A 17492-nucleotide genomic window follows, 5' to 3' on the forward strand; every position below is an offset into this window, starting at 1 on the left:
GATGGCGTTGCACAGTTTCCTTCAGGGCTACCGGGGCTACGCGGATACGTACGCCCTGGGTACGGCACTGAAGGCACTTCAGGAAGAAGGCCTCGATCAACTGCCGCTGCCGGGCAGCGGCGAAACCCTGGCCCGCTTCAGTCGGCTGGCCCAGGTGGCCGGCCATGACTTGCGCCTGTGCAAGTTGTTCGAAGGTCATACCGACGCGCTGGCGATCATTGCCGAACTCGACAGCCCGCTGCCGCCGCTTGCCAGTACGTGGGGCATGTGGGCGGCCGAACCACCCGCAGCCAAGGTGCGTGTACGGCGCGACGGTCAGTGGCTGATCGTCGATGGACGCAAAGCCTGGTGTTCCGGCGCGGCGGTGGTCAGCCATGGCTTGCTGACTGCCTGGGACGAGGATGATCGTCAGCAACTGGTGGCCGTGGCGATGGATCAACCCGGCGTCACGGTGTCGGACGAGGGTTGGAATGCGGTGGGCATGGCTGCCACCGGCAGCGTTGACGTTCTGTTCGACGCGGCCAAGGGTATCGCGGTGGGTGGGCCGGGTGATTACCTGTCGCGCCCCGGCTTCTGGCAAGGCGGAGTCGGTATCGCCGCGTGCTGGTACGGCGGCGCGCAACGCCTGGGCGAAGTGCTGCGCGCGCACTGTGCGCAGCGCTCGGAGCCTCATGCGCTGGCCCATTTAGGGGGAGTTGACAGCGCACTGAACAGCGCCGCTTGCGTACTACGCGCCAGCGCCGAGCAGATAGACCGCGAGCCTCGCGCCAATGCCAGGCAACTGGCCCAACAGGCACGCGCATGTATTGAAGACACTGTCGAGCAGGTCATGCGTCATGTCGGCCATGCAGTAGGCGCCGGCCCCTACTGCAAAGACCCGCACTTTGCCCGGTTGATGGCAGATTTGCCGGTGTATGTGCGGCAAAGCCATGCCGAACGCGACCTGGCTGCCCTCGGCGAACTGGTCGCCGGCGACGACTCGGGACGGTGGCAGTTATGAAACCCAATCCGATTGTCGGCCAGGGCACCCCACTCAATCATTGGCAAACCTCGGCACGGCTGGCCGAGTTGCCGCACATCAGCGCCGCGCAGTTGGTACCGCAGGGGCACCGCGCGGTGATCATCGCACCGCACCCGGACGATGAAGTGCTCGGCAGCGGTGGCCTGCTGCAAGGTCTGGCCGTATTGGAGCGCCCAATCCTGTTGATCTCCGTCACCGACGGCAGCGCCAGCCATCCCGGTTCCAAACGCTGGCCGGTGGCACGCCTGGGCGTGGTGCGGCCGCAGGAGTCGGCCCAGGCTCTGCACCGCCTGGGCCTGCCGTTGCACAGCTTGAAGTGGCTGCGCGGCGGTTTTACCGACAGCAAGGTGGCCGAGCGCGAAGCCCAACTGTGCGAGTTCATCCAGCGCCACCTCAAACCCACCGACATCGTGTTCGCCACCTGGCGCGAGGATGGCCATTGCGACCACGAAGCGGTGGGCCGTGCCAGCGCTAAAGCGGTCCAGGCTGTCGGCGCCACCCTGTGCGAACTGCCGGTGTGGACCTGGCACTGGGCAACTGCCGAAGATCACCGGGTGCCCTGGCATCGGGCGCGCAAGATTGCATTGACGCCCGAGCAAGTGGCACGCAAACGCCACGCGATCCACGCGTTCGCCAGCCAGTTGGAGGGCGACCCGCAGGTCGGCCTGCCGCCGGTGCTGGCACCCTACGTAGTGGAACGCTTGCTGCAACCTTTTGAAGTGGTGTTTGTATGAGTGTGGCCACCCCGTACTTTGATCAACTGTTTGCCGGCAACGACGACCCCTGGGCGTTTCGTCAGCGCTGGTACGAACAACGCAAGCGCGCACTGACCCTGGCCGTGCTGACCCGACCTCGCTATGCCTCGATCTTCGAGCCTGGTTGTGCCAACGGCGAGCTGAGCGCCGAACTGGCGACCCGTTGTGAGCGCCTGCTGTGCTGCGACACCGCTAGCACCGCCGTGCAACTGGCACAGACGCGCCTGACCGCGTTTGCTCATGCTCATGTAGAACAGCGCCGGCTGCCCCAGGAATGGCCTGCAGGTCAGTTCGAACTGATCGTGTTGAGCGAGCTTTGTTACTACCTGGATGCGAATGATCTGAATCGTCTGATCGATCACGCGCTGGCGGCCTTGACCGATAACGGCCAACTCCTGGCCTGCCACTGGCGCCCGCCCATTGACGGTTGCCCGCAAACCGCCGAACAGGTGCACGCCCTGCTCCAGCACCGACTGGGTATGCCACCGCTGGTACAGCATCATGACAAGGATTTTCTGCTCGATTTGTGGAGCCGCGATGGCACCTCGGTCGCGCGCCATGAGGGGTTGCGATGATCGGCATCTTGATTCCGGTGCACAACGAAGAAGCGCTGCTGGATGACTGCCTGAGGGCTGCGCAGATCGCCGCCAACCATCCGGGGTTGCACGGGGAAACGGTGCAGATCCTGGTAGTGCTCGACAGTTGCAGCGATGCCAGCGCAGCGATCGCCCAGGCGCATGATGTGCAAAGCGTGCAGGTACAGGCACGCAACGTAGGGCGAGCACGAGGCGTCGGCGCACGGCACTTGTTGAACCAGGGGGCGCGCTGGATTTCCTGTACCGACGCCGACAGCCGCGTGGCCCCCGACTGGCTGGTGGCTCAACTGGCCCTGGGCTGTGACGCGGTGTGTGGCACCGTGACCGTGGACGCCTGGAGTGAGGGGTTCGACCCCGCGGCGCAGATTCGTTATCACCAGGCTTACCACGCGCGTGATGGCCACCGGCACATCCATGGCGCTAACTTGGGCGTGAGTGCCAGTGCCTATGTGCAGGCCGGCGGCTTTGAACCGCTGGCGTGCCACGAGGATGTGCAATTAGTGCGTGAACTGGAACGTTGCGGTGCTTCCATTGCCTGGAGCCATGCGCCGCAAGTGGTCACCAGCGCACGCCTGGATTGCCGCGCCCAGGGCGGTTTCGGCGATTACCTGAAAAGCCTGATGCTGGTTTCGTAAAAAAACGACAAACCTGTGACACATCCTTGTCTATGCTGAGAGTGCCTTGCATAGCATCCCAGGATTGGAATGCCGTGCACTCACCGCAGCGGAGCCTGCGCTGAAGTCAAGAGCATTACCCACCGACAAGGACGTGACACCCCATGAAGCCTGCCTCCTCAAGCGAAGGCCGTCGCGGCCCCGCGCAAATCTGGAACAGCGCGCCGCAGTTGGCGCAAATCCCCTGCCTCGCACTGGCTACCCTGGTGCCGCCCGGTGCCCGGGTTGTGGTGATAGCGCCCCACCCTGGCGATGAAGTCCTGGCGTGCGGCGGTTTGCTGCAACTGCTCAGCACCCGCGAGCATCCGCTGAAATTGATCTCCATCACCGATGGCAGCGCCAGCCATCCAGGCTCACAGGTGTGGCCGGCCAGGCGCTTGAGCGTGGTGCGCCCCCAGGAAAGCGCCGAGGCATTGCGCCGCCTCGGTATGCCGTTGCACAGCCTCAAATGGATTCGCGGTGGGTTTTGCGACGACGCGCTAGCTGCCCACGAGCAACCGATGAGCCAGTTCATTGCGCGCTACTTGCAACCTGGAGACGTGGTGTTTACCACCTGGCGCAATGACGGCAATGACGACCACGATGCAGTCGGTCGGGCGAGTGCAAAAGCCTGTAGCCTGGTGGGCGCTCGCCTGTATGAACTGGCGATCTGGGCCTGGCATTGGCCGGCACGCGAAGGTGCGGTGATTCCCTGGCAACGTGCACGCAAGGTGCGCCTGGATACCTGGAGCGTGGCGCGCAAACTGCACGCTGCCCATGCCTACGCCAGCCAATTGGTCGGCGACCCGCAGATCGGCTTGCCGCCCATGCTCGCCCAGGTGTTGCTTGAGCGTATGCGCGAACCCTACGAGATCGTGTTCACCTAGGCATTGGCTCGTCTATACCTGTCAGGTTTTACAGTGGCGGCCTTTTCGATCTGCAACTAAGGTGCGACAAGTGCTGCGCCAGTTGAGGTGCAGTCGAGAAAGCCATGCCAACCCATTGCATTGCCCGGTGTTTTCAGATGCAGGTAACTCGTAGTCCCTGATCCGTATCGCGTTCGTTGTTGCCATGGTTTTGAACCGCGCCCGCTGTTCCGGGCGACGGGACATCATTGTGCTCAAGCGAGGACGGATCATGCGCACACGGATAACTTCTTTGTTGTACTCAGCGATTATTGTGACGGCATGGCCGTTTGCCTCGTATGCGGCGTGCACGGTCAACAACACGCCAGGCAACGACACCTCCCGTTGTGACAGCGCCACCGCGCCGGGCTTTACCGATACCGGCGGCGACAACACCCTCGAACTCACCGCCACGGGGCGAGTGAGCGGGAATGTGATCTTTGGAAGCGGCAAGGATCACGTGGTTGTCAACGGCCCGAGCGCGGGCATCGATGGCAACCTCAACCAGGGTGATGGCAATAACATTTTCCAGCTCAACCAGGGCAGTATCACCGGATCCATCAGCCAAGGCGCGGGCGCTGATGTGGTGGAGATTTCCGGGGGCCAGGCAGGCGCTGTCAACCAGGGCTCGGGGATCGACCGTTTTGACATGCGCGGCGGCACCATTGCCTCGCTGGAACAGGGCGACGGCCTGGACGTCTTCAACATGAGCGACGGCACCATCACCGGCGGTTTCGACGACGGCGACAATGCGACGATGACCGGCGGCACCATCGGCCGGGTCAACATGAAACTCGATGACAACCGGTTCGATATGTCTGGTGGCAGGATCATCGGCAACCTGGTGACCGGCTTCGGTAAAGACACCATCCTGATCTCGAACAACGCGTTCGTGGGCGGCAATATCAGCGTCAGCGGCGGTGACGATCAGGTGATCATTTCCGGTGGTGAGGTTAACGGGCAAGTGTTGCTCAGCTTCGGTAACGATGAATTTATCTGGTCCGGCGGCAACCTGCATTCCTCCGTGTCAATGGGGGCCGGCGACGATACGGCGTTGCTTCAGGGGCTAGTGGCTGAGCAAGTGGCGGCGGCGCAACTGATAGATGGTGGCGTGGGGATTGACGCCCTGACCCTGAACAACACCAAAACCGCTGATCCCGGCCTGTTTGCCAACTGGGAAAGCATTCGCCTGGACAACGGCTCACAAATGAACCTGGGCGGGACGTTGACCCTGGGGGACAGCGAGACTGGCACCGGCGCCCTGCTCATTGACAGCACCAGTGCGCTGCTGGTCAACACAGGCGGGATCAATCCGTTTACCGCCGGCCAGTTGGTCAACGTGACCAACAGTGGCACCCTCGACATGGTCACTGGCAGCACCACCGCCCATGACACCTTGACCATCAACGGCAATTACACCGGCAACGGCGGGCGTCTGGCGCTGCAAACCGTGTTGGGAGCAGACGACTCGGCCAGCGACAAACTGGTGGTCAGCAGCGGCACACTGCTGGGCAACACCACTCTGTTGATCACCAACCTTGGGGGCGCCGGCGCAGCGACGTTACAAGACGGCATCCAGGTAGTGCAGGCGCTCAATGACGCCAGCGGGCCTGGCACTGCCTTTACCTTGGGCAATACGGTAACGGCCGGGGCGTTTGACTACTACCTGTTCAAAGGCGCGGGCACGGCTGGAACAGAGCAGAGTTATTACCTGCGCTCCACGATTCCGGTCACACCGCTGCCCGAACCTGAAGGGCCGGTTACGCCAGTGCCTGAGCCGGTGGTTGGAACCCCGCCCCTGCCGTCTAACCCCACTGACAAAGAGGTCCCGATCTATCGCCCCGAAGTACCGCTGTACTCTGTGTTGTTTCCTGCCGCGCAGCAAATCGTGCAGGGCATGCTCGGCACCTATCACGAGCGCATGGGCGATCAGAGCCGGCAACAGCAAACCGGCGTCATGCCGGCAGGTTGGGGCCGGGTCTACGGCAGCAGCAGCCGCCAGAGTTTTGCCGGTGCGGTCAACCCTACGTTGGACGGTTCGCTGACAGGGTTCCAGGTCGGCACAGATGTGTTCGCCAGCCTGCTGGAAAACGGCCTGTTGCAGCGCCTTGGGTTCTTCGTCGGTCACAGTCGCCTCAGAGGCAATGTAAAAGGCTTCAACGGCGGCTGGGAGGACAAGGACGCCGGCAAAACCACCTTGCGCGGCGATAGCCTGGGGGTCTACTGGACACTGATCGGCGCCAACCAGGCTTATCTTGACCTGGTGTTGATGGGCACCCGCTTTGATGGCAACAACGAGTCAGCGCGTGGCGTCAAGATGAAAACCCGCGGGCATAACGTTACCGCCTCCGCCGAAGTGGGCTGGCCGTTCGCGCTGAGTGCTCGCTGGATTCTGGAGCCGCAGGCGCAGTTGATCGTCGGCAAAACCAAGCTCGATAGCCAGAACGACGGTATTTCCGAGGTTTCCTATGACGCCGATACCAACGTCACTACGCGCCTGGGTGTGCGCTTGCGCGGCGATTACACCGTCAATGGCCTGCCGCTGCAGCCTTATGTGCGTGCGAATGTCTGGCATTCCAGCGCCGGGGACAACAGTGTGATATTCAACGATGTGACGCGTATAGACACCGAACAGAAATCCACCACGATGGACGCCCGGCTTGGCGCCATCCTTCAGGTGGCCAAAGATATTAACCTGTACGGCGAGATCGGCTATGACCGCAACCTGGACAGCAATAACTTGAACGGCCACCGAGGGACGATTGGCGTAAGTATGAAGTTCTGATCTGAAAACCTTGCTCGCGAAGAACTCACAGACGCAGCGTTCATTCAGCAAACACGCGTAATCGTTGACGTTTTTCGCGAGCAAACTCGCTCCTGCAGGACCACGCAAGGCTTTTTCCCATGGGCTCAATCTGACACACTGATGCGAATAATTATCAACAGATTTTTTATTCGCCACGGATGGCCTTTGGGAGCTCTCTATCCATGTTCGTGCAACAACGCGGCAGCAACGTTTTTTCACCTGGCTCGATTGCAATTGCTATCTGCCTGACAACCTCCCACGCGGCACTGGCCGCCGACGCCGAAGCCCCGGCCACCATTGAGCTGGGCGCCACCCAGGTCTCGGGCCAGCAGCTTGGCGCAACCACCGAAGGCAGCGAGTCGTACACCACCGGCTCGATGAAAACCGCGACCAAACTGCCGCTGACCCTGCGTGAAACCCCACAAGCTGTCACCGTGATTACACGCCAGCGCATGGATGACCAGGCCATGACCAGCATCAACGACGTGGTCAACGCCACGCCCGGGTTGTTCCTGAACTACTCCAACGGCCCCGGCCGGCAGTCTTACACCGCACGCGGCTTCAATGTCGACAACCTCATGTATGACGGCATCCCCAGCGGTTACAACGGCGCGTCGGTGGGCGCCCAGCCGAACCTGGCGATGTTCGACCGCGTCGAGGTGGTGCGCGGCGCTACCGGCCTGGTGACCGGCGCGGGCAACCCCTCGGCGGCCATCAACCTGATCCGCAAGCGGCCCCTGGACGAACAGAAAGTCACCCTCACCGGCGCCGCCGGCAGCTGGGATGACTACCGTGGCGAGTTTGACGCCTCCAGCCCGCTCAACCCCAGTGGCACCTGGCGCGGTCGCGTCGTCACATCCTACCGCGACGCCAACAGCTTTATCGACAAGGCCGAGCAGGATCACGGCCTGTTCTACGCCGTCACCGAAGCCGATCTGAGCGAAGACACCACTCTCACCCTCGGCTACTCGAACCAGAAGGACAAGACCAACTACTTCTGGGGGGCCTCGATGGTCGGCCTGGATGGCCGTCACCTGGACCTGTCGCGCTCTTACAACCCCGGTACCGACTGGGAAAACAAAGACCAGGAAATCAATACCGTGTTCGCCGAGCTGCGCCAGCGCCTGGCCAATGACTGGAGCCTGCAGGTCAACGCCAATTATTCCGAACAGGACGCATTGTTCTCCGGCTCCTATCAATCGCGCTGGACCAACAAGACCCTCGCCCGCACGGTGTATCAGGCCAGCTATGATGAAAACCAGGCCGGCGTCGACGCCTTTGCCAGCGGCCCGTTCGAGGCGTTCGGGCGCACTCATGAACTGGTGGTGGGCGCCAGCAAGCGCATCTACGACATGACCACTCATAACTACAGCCCGTATGAGATGAACTGGCCGATCAACGCCGGCAAACCGAACTTCACCCGTACCAACAACGCCCGCGAAGTCACCACCCAGGACGGTTTCTACCTGACCTCGCGCCTGAGCCTGGCCGACCCGTTGAAGCTGATCCTTGGCGGGCGCCTGGATTGGTATGACTATGACAACCGTGATGGCGACGGCGACTACAAGGTTACCCGCAACCTCACCCGCTACGCCGGCTTGATCTACGAACTGAACGACCAGCACTCGGTGTATGTAAGCTACAGCGACATTTTCACGCCACAGAAAGAGAAGAGCACTGCCGGCACCCCGCTCAAGCCCATCGTCGGCAAGAACTATGAAATCGGCCTCAAGGGCGAATACCTGGGGGGCGCGTTGAATGCGAGCGTGGCGCTGTTCCGCGTCGACCAGGAAAACCGCGCCGTGAAGATCGTTGTACCGAACTGCCCACAGGCCTCTTGCAACCAGGCCTCGGGGGAAATCCGCAGCCAGGGCATCGACTTCGAACTGCAAGGTGCCTTGACCGAGAACTGGCAAGTCGGCGGTGGCTACACCTACGCACGAACCCACACGATCAAGGACGACGCCAACCCGCAGAAGGTCAACAAGCAGTTCGACACCGACACCCCGGAACACCTGTTCAAACTGACCACTCGCTATAACTTCCAGGGCCCGCTGGAAAAACTCCGGGTCGGCGGCAACATCTCCTGGCAGAGCCGCATGTACAACGACATCAAGCTGGCCGATGGCAGCACCTACCGGCTCAAGCAAGGCGGTTACGCAGTCACCGACCTGATGGCCGGCTACCGGGTCAACCAGCACCTGGACCTGCAACTCAACGCCAACAACATCTTCGATCGTCACTACTACCAGTCCATCGCCGACGATGTCGAATATGGCGGCGACTCCTATGGCAGCCCGCGCAACATGATGCTGACCGCCAAATACAGCTTCTGATTCCAGCCTGTACCGTGGGAGGGCCTGCGCCCTCCCACTCAAGTCCCCTTCCCTCCTGCCGATAACCGATTGCCGGATCTGATCCGGTAAAAATCGCTGTACCTGCTTTGCTCTCACCAGCGGCCATCGTGGCACGCCACCTGCTTGGATGCTGGCATAACTATATGGAGTAACCGTGAATGCCCCTTCGCACACGCTTTCAGGAGCACTATCGCAAAGCCGACCGCATCATGCTGGCATTGATCTGGCTGATGTTCCTGTTCTCCCTGGGGTTGGCGTTCTGGCATGAAACCTTGCTCCAGGCGCTGATCGTCGGTGGCGGCACCGGCGTGGTGCTGACGGCGCTCTACCGTGTCATTGGCAGCACCCGCTTGATGCGTTGCGCACTGGGCGCCGGGTTGATGGTGATGGCGGCGTTGCACATCAATCAGGCGCACGGGGTGATCGAATCTCACTTCGGCATTTTCGCGCTGTTGGCGGTGTTGACCTTCTACCGTGACTGGCTGCCGATCCTGGTGGCGGCGTTGACCATCGCCGTGCACCACCTGGTGTTCCATGCGCTGCAGCACCAGGGTTTGCCGGTGTTTGTGATGGAGCATCACGGCGGCTGGACGATGATCTTCGTCCACGCCTTCTATGTGGTGATGGAAACCGTGGCCCTGTTGTACCTGGCGGTCCACAGCCAGGCGGAAGCTGTCGAAAGCCAGGAAATGCTCGAGAAGATGCTCGCTGTAACCTCACAGTTCACCGAGCAAGGCGCGCACGATGAAGACAAGGTACGCGTGTCCCTGGCCAAGCGCTTCGACCACTTCCTGCAACAACTGACCCACCTGATCGACGGTGTCGCCCGCGACTCCCACGGCCTGGGGCAACTCGGCCAGGAACTGGCCTGCGCCAGTGGCACCCTGGAAAAAGGTGCGCGGCATCAATTGGTGCAGATCGGCGAAATGAACGGTTCGATGCAGCGCATGGAAGACGCCATGGGCCACATTACGGTGCAAGTCGAACAAGCCGTGGAACACGCCGGCCAAGCCAGTCAGCAAATTGTTCGCGGCCAGGAGAGCGTCGGCCGCGCCCAACATGAAATCAGCGAACTGGCCTCACGCATCAACGGCACTGAATCCACCGTGCAATCGTTGGCCGTGCAGGCCGAGCAGATCGGCTCGGTGCTGGAAGTGATCAGCAGCATCGCCAACCAGACCAACCTGCTGGCCCTCAACGCCGCCATCGAAGCCGCTCGCGCCGGCGAGCAAGGCCGCGGGTTTGCCGTGGTCGCCGACGAAGTGCGCAGCCTGGCGCAGCGCACCGCCCTCTCCACCCAGGAAATCAAAACCATCATCGAGGGCCTGCAACATGGCAGCCGCGATGCCGTCGAAGCCATGCACGCCAGCCGCGAAGGCGTGGAGCGTTGCGTGCAAGACAGCCAATTGGCGGTGCAGATGCTCCGGGCGGTCGGCGAGGACATTGCGCATATCGATCAACTTAACGGCCGCATCGTCGCGACCACCCGCGAGCAGACCTCGGCGAACCTGGAGATCGTCGAGCGCTTGCAGTCGGTGCAGAGCATCGCCCAAAGCACCGCCGACGATGTGGAAACCCTGGCCCGCAGCAGCGAACGCCTGCCGCCGATTGCAGTGCGCCTGGATGCGTTGGGGCGAAGGTTTCATCCTTGACCCGTCAACCCGAACATCGGCGTAAATTCCGCTCACGCATTGGCGACAGACGTGCTCATTGCAGTGATCAAGGTCGGTTAACCCACCTTGATCACTACCTTCCCAAACGCACCCTTCGCCAAATGCGCGTAAGCCTCACGTGCCTGCTCAAACGGATACACCTGGTCGATAACAGGACGAATATCGTGTTGGTTGAGGAATTCATTCATCCGGTCGAACGATGACCGAGGTGCTACAGCAATACCGCGAAGGGTTGTCTGCCGAAAGATCAGCGGCATCAAATCAAGCGCCGCCGTCTGACCGGTCAAAAAGCCGATCTGCGCAATCCGCCCGGATGCCTTGGTGGCTGCCACTGACTGATTGATACCGCTGCCGCCGGCCACGTCGAGCAACAGATCGACACCCTTGCCGTTGGTGAGTTTCAGCACTTCGCCAGCCCAGTCCGGAGTGGTTCGATAGTTGATGCCAGCCACCGCGCCCCGGCGTTTCACGGCCTGTAGATTGTCATCGCGGCTTGAGGTTGCAATCACTTTCGCACCCAACGCGGTGGCGATTTGCACGGCGAATATCGACACCCCGCCCGTACCTTGCACCAGCACGGTTTGCCCCGGTTGGATCTGGCCGAAGTCGACCAGCGAATACCAGGCAGTGAGCGCCGCAATAGGCAATGTCGCGGCCTCTTCATCGCTCATGTTGGCAGGTGCAGCCACAGCGCTGTCCTGGTGGATGATCATGTACTCAGCCAATCCGCCCGGTAGCGGCGAGCCAAAGCAGTAATCCGGTTCGTGCGGCCCAGGCGCGCCATCCAGCCAGCGTGAATAAAGATGGGAGTTGACCCGGTCGCCGACTTTGAAGCGAGTCACCCCATCCCCCAGCGCTACCACGGTGCCAGCAGCATCACTCACTGGAATCAATGGTTTGGGGACTTTATGCGGCTCATAGATGCCGTCGACGATGGCCTTGTCACGATAGTTCAGCGAGACGGCGCCGACCTTGACCAACAACTCGCCAGCCCGCGGTTGTGGGGTGGCTACTTCGCCCAGTTGCAGATTGTCGAGGCCGAAGTCTTTCAATAACCACGCTTTCATGATGAGTCTCCAAATGCAGGTAATACCCGCAAACCGCAATCGGTTTGCCTGGGGCTCATCATTGGCCAGTGGCGGCGCGCAATAAATACGCAGAAAAAGACAGCTTTGTTCTATCCTGAGACAACAATCATATTCAGGACCGTCATGCAGTTACTCGAATCAATGCGCCTATTCGCCAGGCTGGCGGAGCTCGGCAGCTTTACCAAGGCCGCGCAATCACTGAACATCGGTCGCCCCCAAGTCACCCGGTATATCCAGGAACTGGAGGCATCATTGGGCGTACGCCTGTTCCAGCGCACCACCCGCAAAGTCGCCCTCACTGCCGAGGGCGAACGCTTTTACGCACGCGTGCAGGACATTCTCGCGGATATCAGCGCCGCCACCAGCATGTTCGACCGCACCGGGGCGACGCTCGCGGGCCGTCTGCGGATCGATATCCCGACCGCCTTCGCACAAATGAAATTCATTGATAGCCTCAAGGGCTTCACCGACCGTTTCCCCGGCATCAACCTGGTGCTGGGCGTGACCGATCGGGCCGTGGATTTGGTTGGCGAAGGCATCGATTGTGCATTGCGCATAGGTAACTTGCCTGACTCCAGCCTCATCGCTCGTCCCATCGCCCGGGCAACCATGGTGACCTGCGCGGCCCCCGACTACCTGAGTACCCATGGCCACCCAGACACCCTTGAAGCGCTGGCCGGCCATCGAGGCGTCAACTTCCTGTCCGGCCAAAGCAACCGTATATTGCCGTGGCATTTCTCGGTCAAGGGTCATAATCGAACCCTGGTCAGTCAAGCGGGCATTACCGTCACCGAGTCAAACGCCTATGTGCAGTGCGGCGTGTCGGGCTTCGGCATTATCCAGGCGCCCGGCATCACCGTGGCAGAACATCTGCACAGCGGCGCGCTGGTGGAAATCCTGCACGCCTATCGGCCTGCCCCACGCCCGGTGTCGCTGCTGTACCCGAGCCGTACTCACTTGGCGCCGCAGGTGCAGGTATTCATTGAATGGTTGCAGGAGAACTTCGTGCAGCTACAGGCCGAGTGGCTGAGCAAGTAGGCCGTAGCGCCACTAAAAACTGTAACGCGCAGTCAGTTTCATATTGCGTGGATCGCCGTAGATGTCGTACGGGCTATAGCCCCCATTGGCCACGCTGCTGTAGTACACACGATCGAACAGGTTGTTGACGTTGACCTGCAAGTCCAGTTGCTCGCTGGCCTTGTAGCCTGCTACCAAACCAACCACGGTGTACGAACCCTGCTCGTTTTTCCAGGCCGTAGCGCCGGCCCCTCCCGAGGTGCGGATGCGGCTTTGTTGATAGACATCACCCCCCACGCGCCAGCGTTGCAGTTCACCTGGCAAGGTGTAAATGGTCGAGAGTTTGAACAGTTGCCGCGGCTTCTTGCGGTCGAAGTCTTCGCCTTCGCGGGCGGCATTGGCATCGCTGACATACTGGGTCTGGGTGTAGGTATAACCGGCAGCCAATTGCCAGTTATCAGTCAGGGCGCCCTGGATTTCCATATCGATACCACGGCTGCGTACCAGCCCGGCAGCTTCATAGCAGGCACTGGCCGGGCCTGAGCCGCAGCCTTTGACATCAGGCAGCTCCTGGGCGCGATTCTTCTGGTCCAGCTGGAACACCGCCATGCTGGCGTTCAATGCGCCGTCGAAGTATTCGCCCTTGATGCCCACTTCGTAGTTCTCGCCGACGATAGGCACGATTACGCTCCTATCGACGCCTTTTTCGCTCTGCGGCTTGAAGATATCGGTATAGCTGACATAGACCGAATGATGGATGTCCAGGTCGTAGACCAGGCCGGCATAGCGCGTCAGATTACGGGTAACCTTGTAGTTGCTTTCACTGTTTGCGCGGTCTTGGAATTCGTACCAGTCGACACGCCCACCGAGGATCAGCGACAGCGGTTCAGTCAGTCGCAGCCGGGTGCTGGCATAGAAGCTGTCCTGAGTGGTGGTCTGGGGAAGACCGTTGTCTGCCCTGACATAATTGGGCTTGGCATGACCACGCGGGTTCCACGTGAAGGGATTGATGCCCGTGTCGATGTAATCGCTCCAATCCTTGCCGGACCGGTAATCCAGCTTGCGCTTGCTGACACCGAAGGTCAGGTCATGCTGTTGGCCGAGCAATTGGAAGGGGCCACTGAGCGCAAGGTCGTAGCCGGTTTCTTTCTGCTCCATGGCTTCGGTCCATAGATACTGGCGATTGTATTCCCAGATCGAAGAAGCCAGCACGTCACCGTCGGTTTTCGACTGCATCGCCGCTGCGCGCAGTGTCCAGTCGTTGGGCAGGCCTTGTTCCAACGTAGCGAAATAGCCGGTGGTGCGATTGTCCGAGTATTCCCAGTCATGCCCCAGGAAAGTGTCACGGGGCAGCCCCAGATGACCACCACCACGGGCCATGGGCAATCCACCCCAGATGTAGTTGGTGTGGGTCTTCTGTCGGTAGCCGCCCAGTGTCAGAGTGGTGCTCTCGCTCAGGTCAGCGTCGACCACGCCGTAGAACAGATCGTTATCACTTTCCACCGAGTCCCGGAAACTCTTGGCGTCTTGCCGCGAGACCACAGTACGGGCGCGCAGGGTGCCGCTGTCGTTGAGCGGGCCACCCACATCCAGCGTGCCCGTGTAGTCATCCCAGCTGCCGGCGCTGCCGGTGAACGTGCCCTGGAATTGGTGGGTCGGGCGCTTGCGAACCAGGTTGATGGCGCCCGCAGGGCTGCCGGCGCCCTGGGCCAGCCCGTTGGGGCCGCGCACGATCTCTACCCGATCATACATGGCCAGGTTGGCCTCTGCGCTGGGCAGGTAGGTCTGGAAGCTGGTGGGAAAACCGTCGTACATGATGTTGTCAACGTCGAAGCCCCGTGAACTAAACGTAGGCCGCCCCGCGCCGCCCGCGTTATTCAGAAACAGCCCCGGCGTACTTTTGACCACATCGCTGATGGTGGTCATGACCTTGTCGTCCATGCGCTTGCGCGTCACCACGCTGACCGACTGTGGCGTTTCGCGCAGGCTCAAGGGCAGCTTGGTGGCCGTTTGCATAGGCCCGGTGGTGTAGGAACCGCTGTTCTCGGTCGTCGACGTCAGGCCCTGACCGGTAATGCTGGTCGCGCCCAGTTCCAGCGTGGTTCCGGCCACCTGCGGTACCAACAGGTAAAGCCCATTACCCTGTGCCGAGGCTTGCAGGCCGGTACCCTGCAGCAGTTGCTGCAAGCCGCCTTCCACACTGGTGGCGGCATTCAGGCCAGGGCTGCGCAGACCTTCCACCAGGCCCGGTTCGATCGGTAAGGTGATACCCGCCTGGCTGGCGAAGGCCGAGAGCGCACTACTCAGGTTACCGGCCGGCACATGATAGCCGCGGCTCTGCTGCGCACCTTGCTCGGCGGCGTGCAGCGACGCCGCAGTCAGGGCGTCACCACCTGTGATGATCAAACCCAATGCGGCAGCGTGTACTGCGCGCGCCAGTGGTTGCATGCCCTGTTTCGTCGCCATGTGTTCGTCCCCGCCCGATAAAAGTAGTGTTGTTATGAGGGGGACACGCAGCCCGGCAAAAACACGACAACTATTTTTTACGTGCTCGTACGCGCCGTTACAGTCACCCAATAGGGCGTGCGGTAGTGGACGCTCACCGGCAGAGTCTGGCTGAGGGCGTGGAGAACCTGGTCGGTATCGCGCAACTGGAAGGCACCGGAAATCAGCAACCCGGCGACTGCCGGATCGCAACGCAGCAGGCCACGTCGATAACGGTCCAACTCATTGACGAAGTCATCGAGGCGCATCTTTTCTGCGCGCAGCACACCGCTCAGCCAGTCCAGACGATGCTGCGCCAATGGCAGGGACGGCTCCATCGCCTGGCTGTTGATATAGGTCTGCCGGCCCGCCGCCAAACGCATCATGCGGCCGTCTCGTGACAGCCGCGGGCTCACCTCTGCGGCCCCCTCCAGCGCGGCGAGGAAAGTGCCTTGCGGATATTGGCGCACCAAAAAGCGGCTACCGAACAGCGCAATTTGCGCCTGGGCGGTGCTGACGATAAATGGCCGCGTGACATGCACATCGGATACCTCAACGAGCATTTCGCCGGCGATAAGGCGCACATGACGAACACTGTCGTCGTAGGCGATGTCGATAGCGCTACCGGTGTTCAAGCGAATCTGCGCGCCGTCCGGCAGATTCAGCGTGCGCTGTTCCCCCGTAGCCGTGCGCTCGTCCGCCTGCCATTCGCGCCATGGCAAGCCCCGGTATGCCGCGAGGCCTACCGGCGCGGCAGCGATCAACAATGCAAGGGTCTTGAGCGTTTGTCGACGCCCCAGGTTGCACGGGCGTTCCAACGCTGCGCGCGCGGCCCCCTCGCCAAGCTGCTGGGTACGAGCACTGAAACGCTCGGCCAGTTGCCAGGCCCGTTCGTGGTCTGGATGCTGCGCCCGCCACTCGGCACCAGCGACATGCTCGGCAGCGCACGCGCCGCTGCTCTGCAAGCGCACGAACCAGCTGGCCGCTTGGCGAGCAATACGCCGGTCAATGGGTTTGGTATTCATGCTGCGCTCTGGCTGGCGAGCACAATACACTCCTCGAACGCCCTCGCCAGGTGGCGTTGTACCGAACGCACGCTGAGCCCAAGCCGGCTGGCGATTTCTTCCTGCGTATACCCCTCCAGTTGCGCCATCAGGAAGGCCTGCCGGGTTTTGGCTGACAACAGCGCCAGTACCTGATCGATCTCGTCGAGCGCCTCAAGCACCAGCGCCTGATGCTCCAGCGATGGAGCCAGATCCTGCGGGGCTTGCGCCAGCGCGTCCAGGTAGGCCTGCTCCAGTGATCGGCGTCGATAGAGATTGATGCTCAACCGATTGGCGACAGTGGCCAGGTAGGCGCGCGGCGTCGTGAAGTTCAACGGTTCGCCAGGCCCACTGCTGAGCAACCGCACGAACGTATCCTGGGCCAGATCAGCTGCATCGGCGGCATTGCCCAGGCGCCTGCGCAGCCAGCCGCGCAACCAACCGTGGTGGTGGCTGTAGAGCTGATCGATGGACTGGTGGCGACTTGCCGACGAAGTAGACTGCACGGTATGAAATGGATGCTAATGAGAATTTGTCGCATTCTATCAGCCCAGGCTCTGCCTCGTGCAACTAAAACGTTGTGCAGACAACCAAGCCTTCCTTGCCCTGTTCCTGTTCGCTTCACCTCATCGCCTTTGGCTTGAGCGCTGCGAAACTCCTTAACCTTCCTTTGGTCGATGCTTTGAAGGGGCCGTTAGCGCCTCAGATGTCTTGTGTGTAATGAATGCTGCGGAGACAGCCATGAAAGAAGCCTTCAACGATTTGCCCGGCCCCATAAAGCGACAGGCTGACAGACTCCTTCGCGAGATCGAACTCGCGGGGTCGATGATTCTTGCAGTCAAAGGGGGGGCCAAAGCCCAGGGGTTTGTTCTGGGAATAACCTGCTGCAAGGGGCTGACATCCGAGCGCTGTGAGCAGCTGGCAAGCCATTTTGACAGCGTTGTAGAGCGCAAGCTGAGGTCGCTGACACTCGGGCTTTAGTGTCAGCGGGATGAATTCCGCCGGCATGCAGATGGGATCAATGCTATCGCCCCCCCGGCCGCGCTTTTAAAGCTGCGAACAACCTCCTACACTGCCGGGAATTTCCCTGCGTC

General features: G+C 61.2%; 14 protein-coding genes. 10 read left to right on the plus strand and 4 right to left on the minus strand.

What is annotated here, in order from left to right; all coding sequences use genetic code 11:
• Position 1 precedes the first annotated feature (1 nt).
• The 8 genes from QMK52_RS22125 (at position 2) to QMK52_RS22160 (ending at position 10745) form a co-directional block, all read left to right on the plus strand.
• The gene (locus tag QMK52_RS22125) at positions 2–1000 is read left to right on the plus strand and encodes an acyl-CoA dehydrogenase family protein (protein ID WP_320403420.1); all 999 of its coding nucleotides are present in this window, start codon (positions 2–4) and stop codon (positions 998–1000) included.
• A complete protein-coding gene (locus tag QMK52_RS22130; RefSeq protein ID WP_005788022.1) occupies positions 997–1755 on the plus strand; it encodes a PIG-L deacetylase family protein in 759 nt (252 codons plus the stop codon). The genes QMK52_RS22125 and QMK52_RS22130 overlap by 4 nt, the downstream gene beginning before the upstream one ends.
• On the plus strand, positions 1752–2351 hold the full coding sequence (locus tag QMK52_RS22135) for an SAM-dependent methyltransferase (protein WP_005788020.1): 600 nt from the start codon (positions 1752–1754) through the stop codon (positions 2349–2351). Before QMK52_RS22130 ends, QMK52_RS22135 begins: the two co-directional genes overlap by 4 nt.
• Positions 2348–3007 (plus strand): glycosyltransferase, encoded by a 660-nt coding sequence (locus tag QMK52_RS22140; RefSeq protein WP_194440620.1) that lies wholly within the window; start codon positions 2348–2350, stop codon positions 3005–3007. The genes QMK52_RS22135 and QMK52_RS22140 overlap by 4 nt, the downstream gene beginning before the upstream one ends.
• A gap of 143 nt (positions 3008–3150) precedes the next feature.
• Positions 3151–3912, plus strand: a complete 762-nt coding sequence (locus QMK52_RS22145; protein WP_005788016.1) for a PIG-L deacetylase family protein — start codon at positions 3151–3153, stop codon at positions 3910–3912.
• A 250-nt stretch (positions 3913–4162) separates the two neighbouring features.
• On the plus strand, positions 4163–6715 hold the full coding sequence (locus tag QMK52_RS22150) for an autotransporter outer membrane beta-barrel domain-containing protein (RefSeq protein WP_194440619.1): 2553 nt from the start codon (positions 4163–4165) through the stop codon (positions 6713–6715).
• A gap of 203 nt (positions 6716–6918) precedes the next feature.
• The gene (locus QMK52_RS22155; protein ID WP_320403421.1) at positions 6919–9072 is read left to right on the plus strand and encodes a TonB-dependent siderophore receptor; all 2154 of its coding nucleotides are present in this window, start codon (positions 6919–6921) and stop codon (positions 9070–9072) included.
• Positions 9073–9251: 179 nt separating this feature from the next.
• Positions 9252–10745: a methyl-accepting chemotaxis protein gene (locus tag QMK52_RS22160; protein WP_194440617.1), complete on the plus strand. Its 1494-nt coding sequence runs from the start codon at positions 9252–9254 to the stop codon at positions 10743–10745.
• 77 nt (positions 10746–10822) lie between these two features.
• On the opposite strand, the gene QMK52_RS22165 is transcribed toward QMK52_RS22160, so the two are convergent.
• Positions 10823–11833 (minus strand): zinc-dependent alcohol dehydrogenase family protein, encoded by a 1011-nt coding sequence (locus tag QMK52_RS22165; protein WP_194440616.1) that lies wholly within the window; start codon positions 11831–11833, stop codon positions 10823–10825.
• A gap of 144 nt (positions 11834–11977) precedes the next feature.
• Here QMK52_RS22165 and QMK52_RS22170 point away from each other — a divergent pair, with 144 nt between their 5' ends.
• On the plus strand, positions 11978–12892 hold the full coding sequence (locus QMK52_RS22170; protein ID WP_005788004.1) for a LysR family transcriptional regulator: 915 nt from the start codon (positions 11978–11980) through the stop codon (positions 12890–12892).
• A gap of 12 nt (positions 12893–12904) precedes the next feature.
• On the opposite strand, the gene QMK52_RS22175 is transcribed toward QMK52_RS22170, so the two are convergent.
• From QMK52_RS22175 to QMK52_RS22185, 3 genes are all read right to left on the minus strand, one after another.
• Entirely contained in the window at positions 12905–15337 is a 2433-nt protein-coding gene (locus QMK52_RS22175; RefSeq protein ID WP_194440614.1) for a TonB-dependent siderophore receptor, read from the minus strand.
• A 77-nt stretch (positions 15338–15414) separates the two neighbouring features.
• A complete protein-coding gene (locus QMK52_RS22180; RefSeq protein WP_005788000.1) occupies positions 15415–16380 on the minus strand; it encodes a FecR domain-containing protein in 966 nt (321 codons plus the stop codon).
• On the minus strand, positions 16377–16904 hold the full coding sequence (locus QMK52_RS22185) for a sigma-70 family RNA polymerase sigma factor (protein ID WP_194440613.1): 528 nt from the start codon (positions 16902–16904) through the stop codon (positions 16377–16379). Before QMK52_RS22185 ends, QMK52_RS22180 begins: the two co-directional genes overlap by 4 nt.
• Positions 16905–17139: 235 nt before the next feature.
• Here QMK52_RS22185 and QMK52_RS22190 point away from each other — a divergent pair, with 235 nt between their 5' ends.
• Entirely contained in the window at positions 17140–17379 is a 240-nt protein-coding gene (locus QMK52_RS22190; RefSeq protein WP_032803874.1) for a hypothetical protein, read from the plus strand.
• Positions 17380–17492 lie beyond the last annotated feature (113 nt).

The sequence above is a fragment of the Pseudomonas sp. P9_2 genome (genome assembly GCF_034008255.1).
In the GTDB taxonomy this organism is placed as follows: domain Bacteria; phylum Pseudomonadota; class Gammaproteobacteria; order Pseudomonadales; family Pseudomonadaceae; genus Aquipseudomonas; species Aquipseudomonas synxantha_A.

Coding starts and splice junctions, on each gene's coding strand:
- QMK52_RS22145 (WP_005788016.1), top strand. CDS start 3,151: ATGAAGCCTGCCTCCTCAAGCGAAGGCCGTCGCGGCCCCGCGCAAATC.
- QMK52_RS22140 (WP_194440620.1), top strand. CDS start 2,348: ATGATCGGCATCTTGATTCCGGTGCACAACGAAGAAGCGCTGCTGGAT.
- QMK52_RS22165 (WP_194440616.1), bottom strand. CDS start 11,833: ATGAAAGCGTGGTTATTGAAAGACTTCGGCCTCGACAATCTGCAACTG.
- QMK52_RS22125 (WP_320403420.1), top strand. CDS start 2: ATGGCGTTGCACAGTTTCCTTCAGGGCTACCGGGGCTACGCGGATACG.
- QMK52_RS22170 (WP_005788004.1), top strand. CDS start 11,978: ATGCAGTTACTCGAATCAATGCGCCTATTCGCCAGGCTGGCGGAGCTC.
- QMK52_RS22130 (WP_005788022.1), top strand. CDS start 997: ATGAAACCCAATCCGATTGTCGGCCAGGGCACCCCACTCAATCATTGG.
- QMK52_RS22135 (WP_005788020.1), top strand. CDS start 1,752: ATGAGTGTGGCCACCCCGTACTTTGATCAACTGTTTGCCGGCAACGAC.
- QMK52_RS22150 (WP_194440619.1), top strand. CDS start 4,163: ATGCGCACACGGATAACTTCTTTGTTGTACTCAGCGATTATTGTGACG.
- QMK52_RS22190 (WP_032803874.1), top strand. CDS start 17,140: ATGAAAGAAGCCTTCAACGATTTGCCCGGCCCCATAAAGCGACAGGCT.
- QMK52_RS22175 (WP_194440614.1), bottom strand. CDS start 15,337: ATGGCGACGAAACAGGGCATGCAACCACTGGCGCGCGCAGTACACGCT.
- QMK52_RS22155 (WP_320403421.1), top strand. CDS start 6,919: ATGTTCGTGCAACAACGCGGCAGCAACGTTTTTTCACCTGGCTCGATT.
- QMK52_RS22160 (WP_194440617.1), top strand. CDS start 9,252: ATGCCCCTTCGCACACGCTTTCAGGAGCACTATCGCAAAGCCGACCGC.
- QMK52_RS22180 (WP_005788000.1), bottom strand. CDS start 16,380: ATGAATACCAAACCCATTGACCGGCGTATTGCTCGCCAAGCGGCCAGC.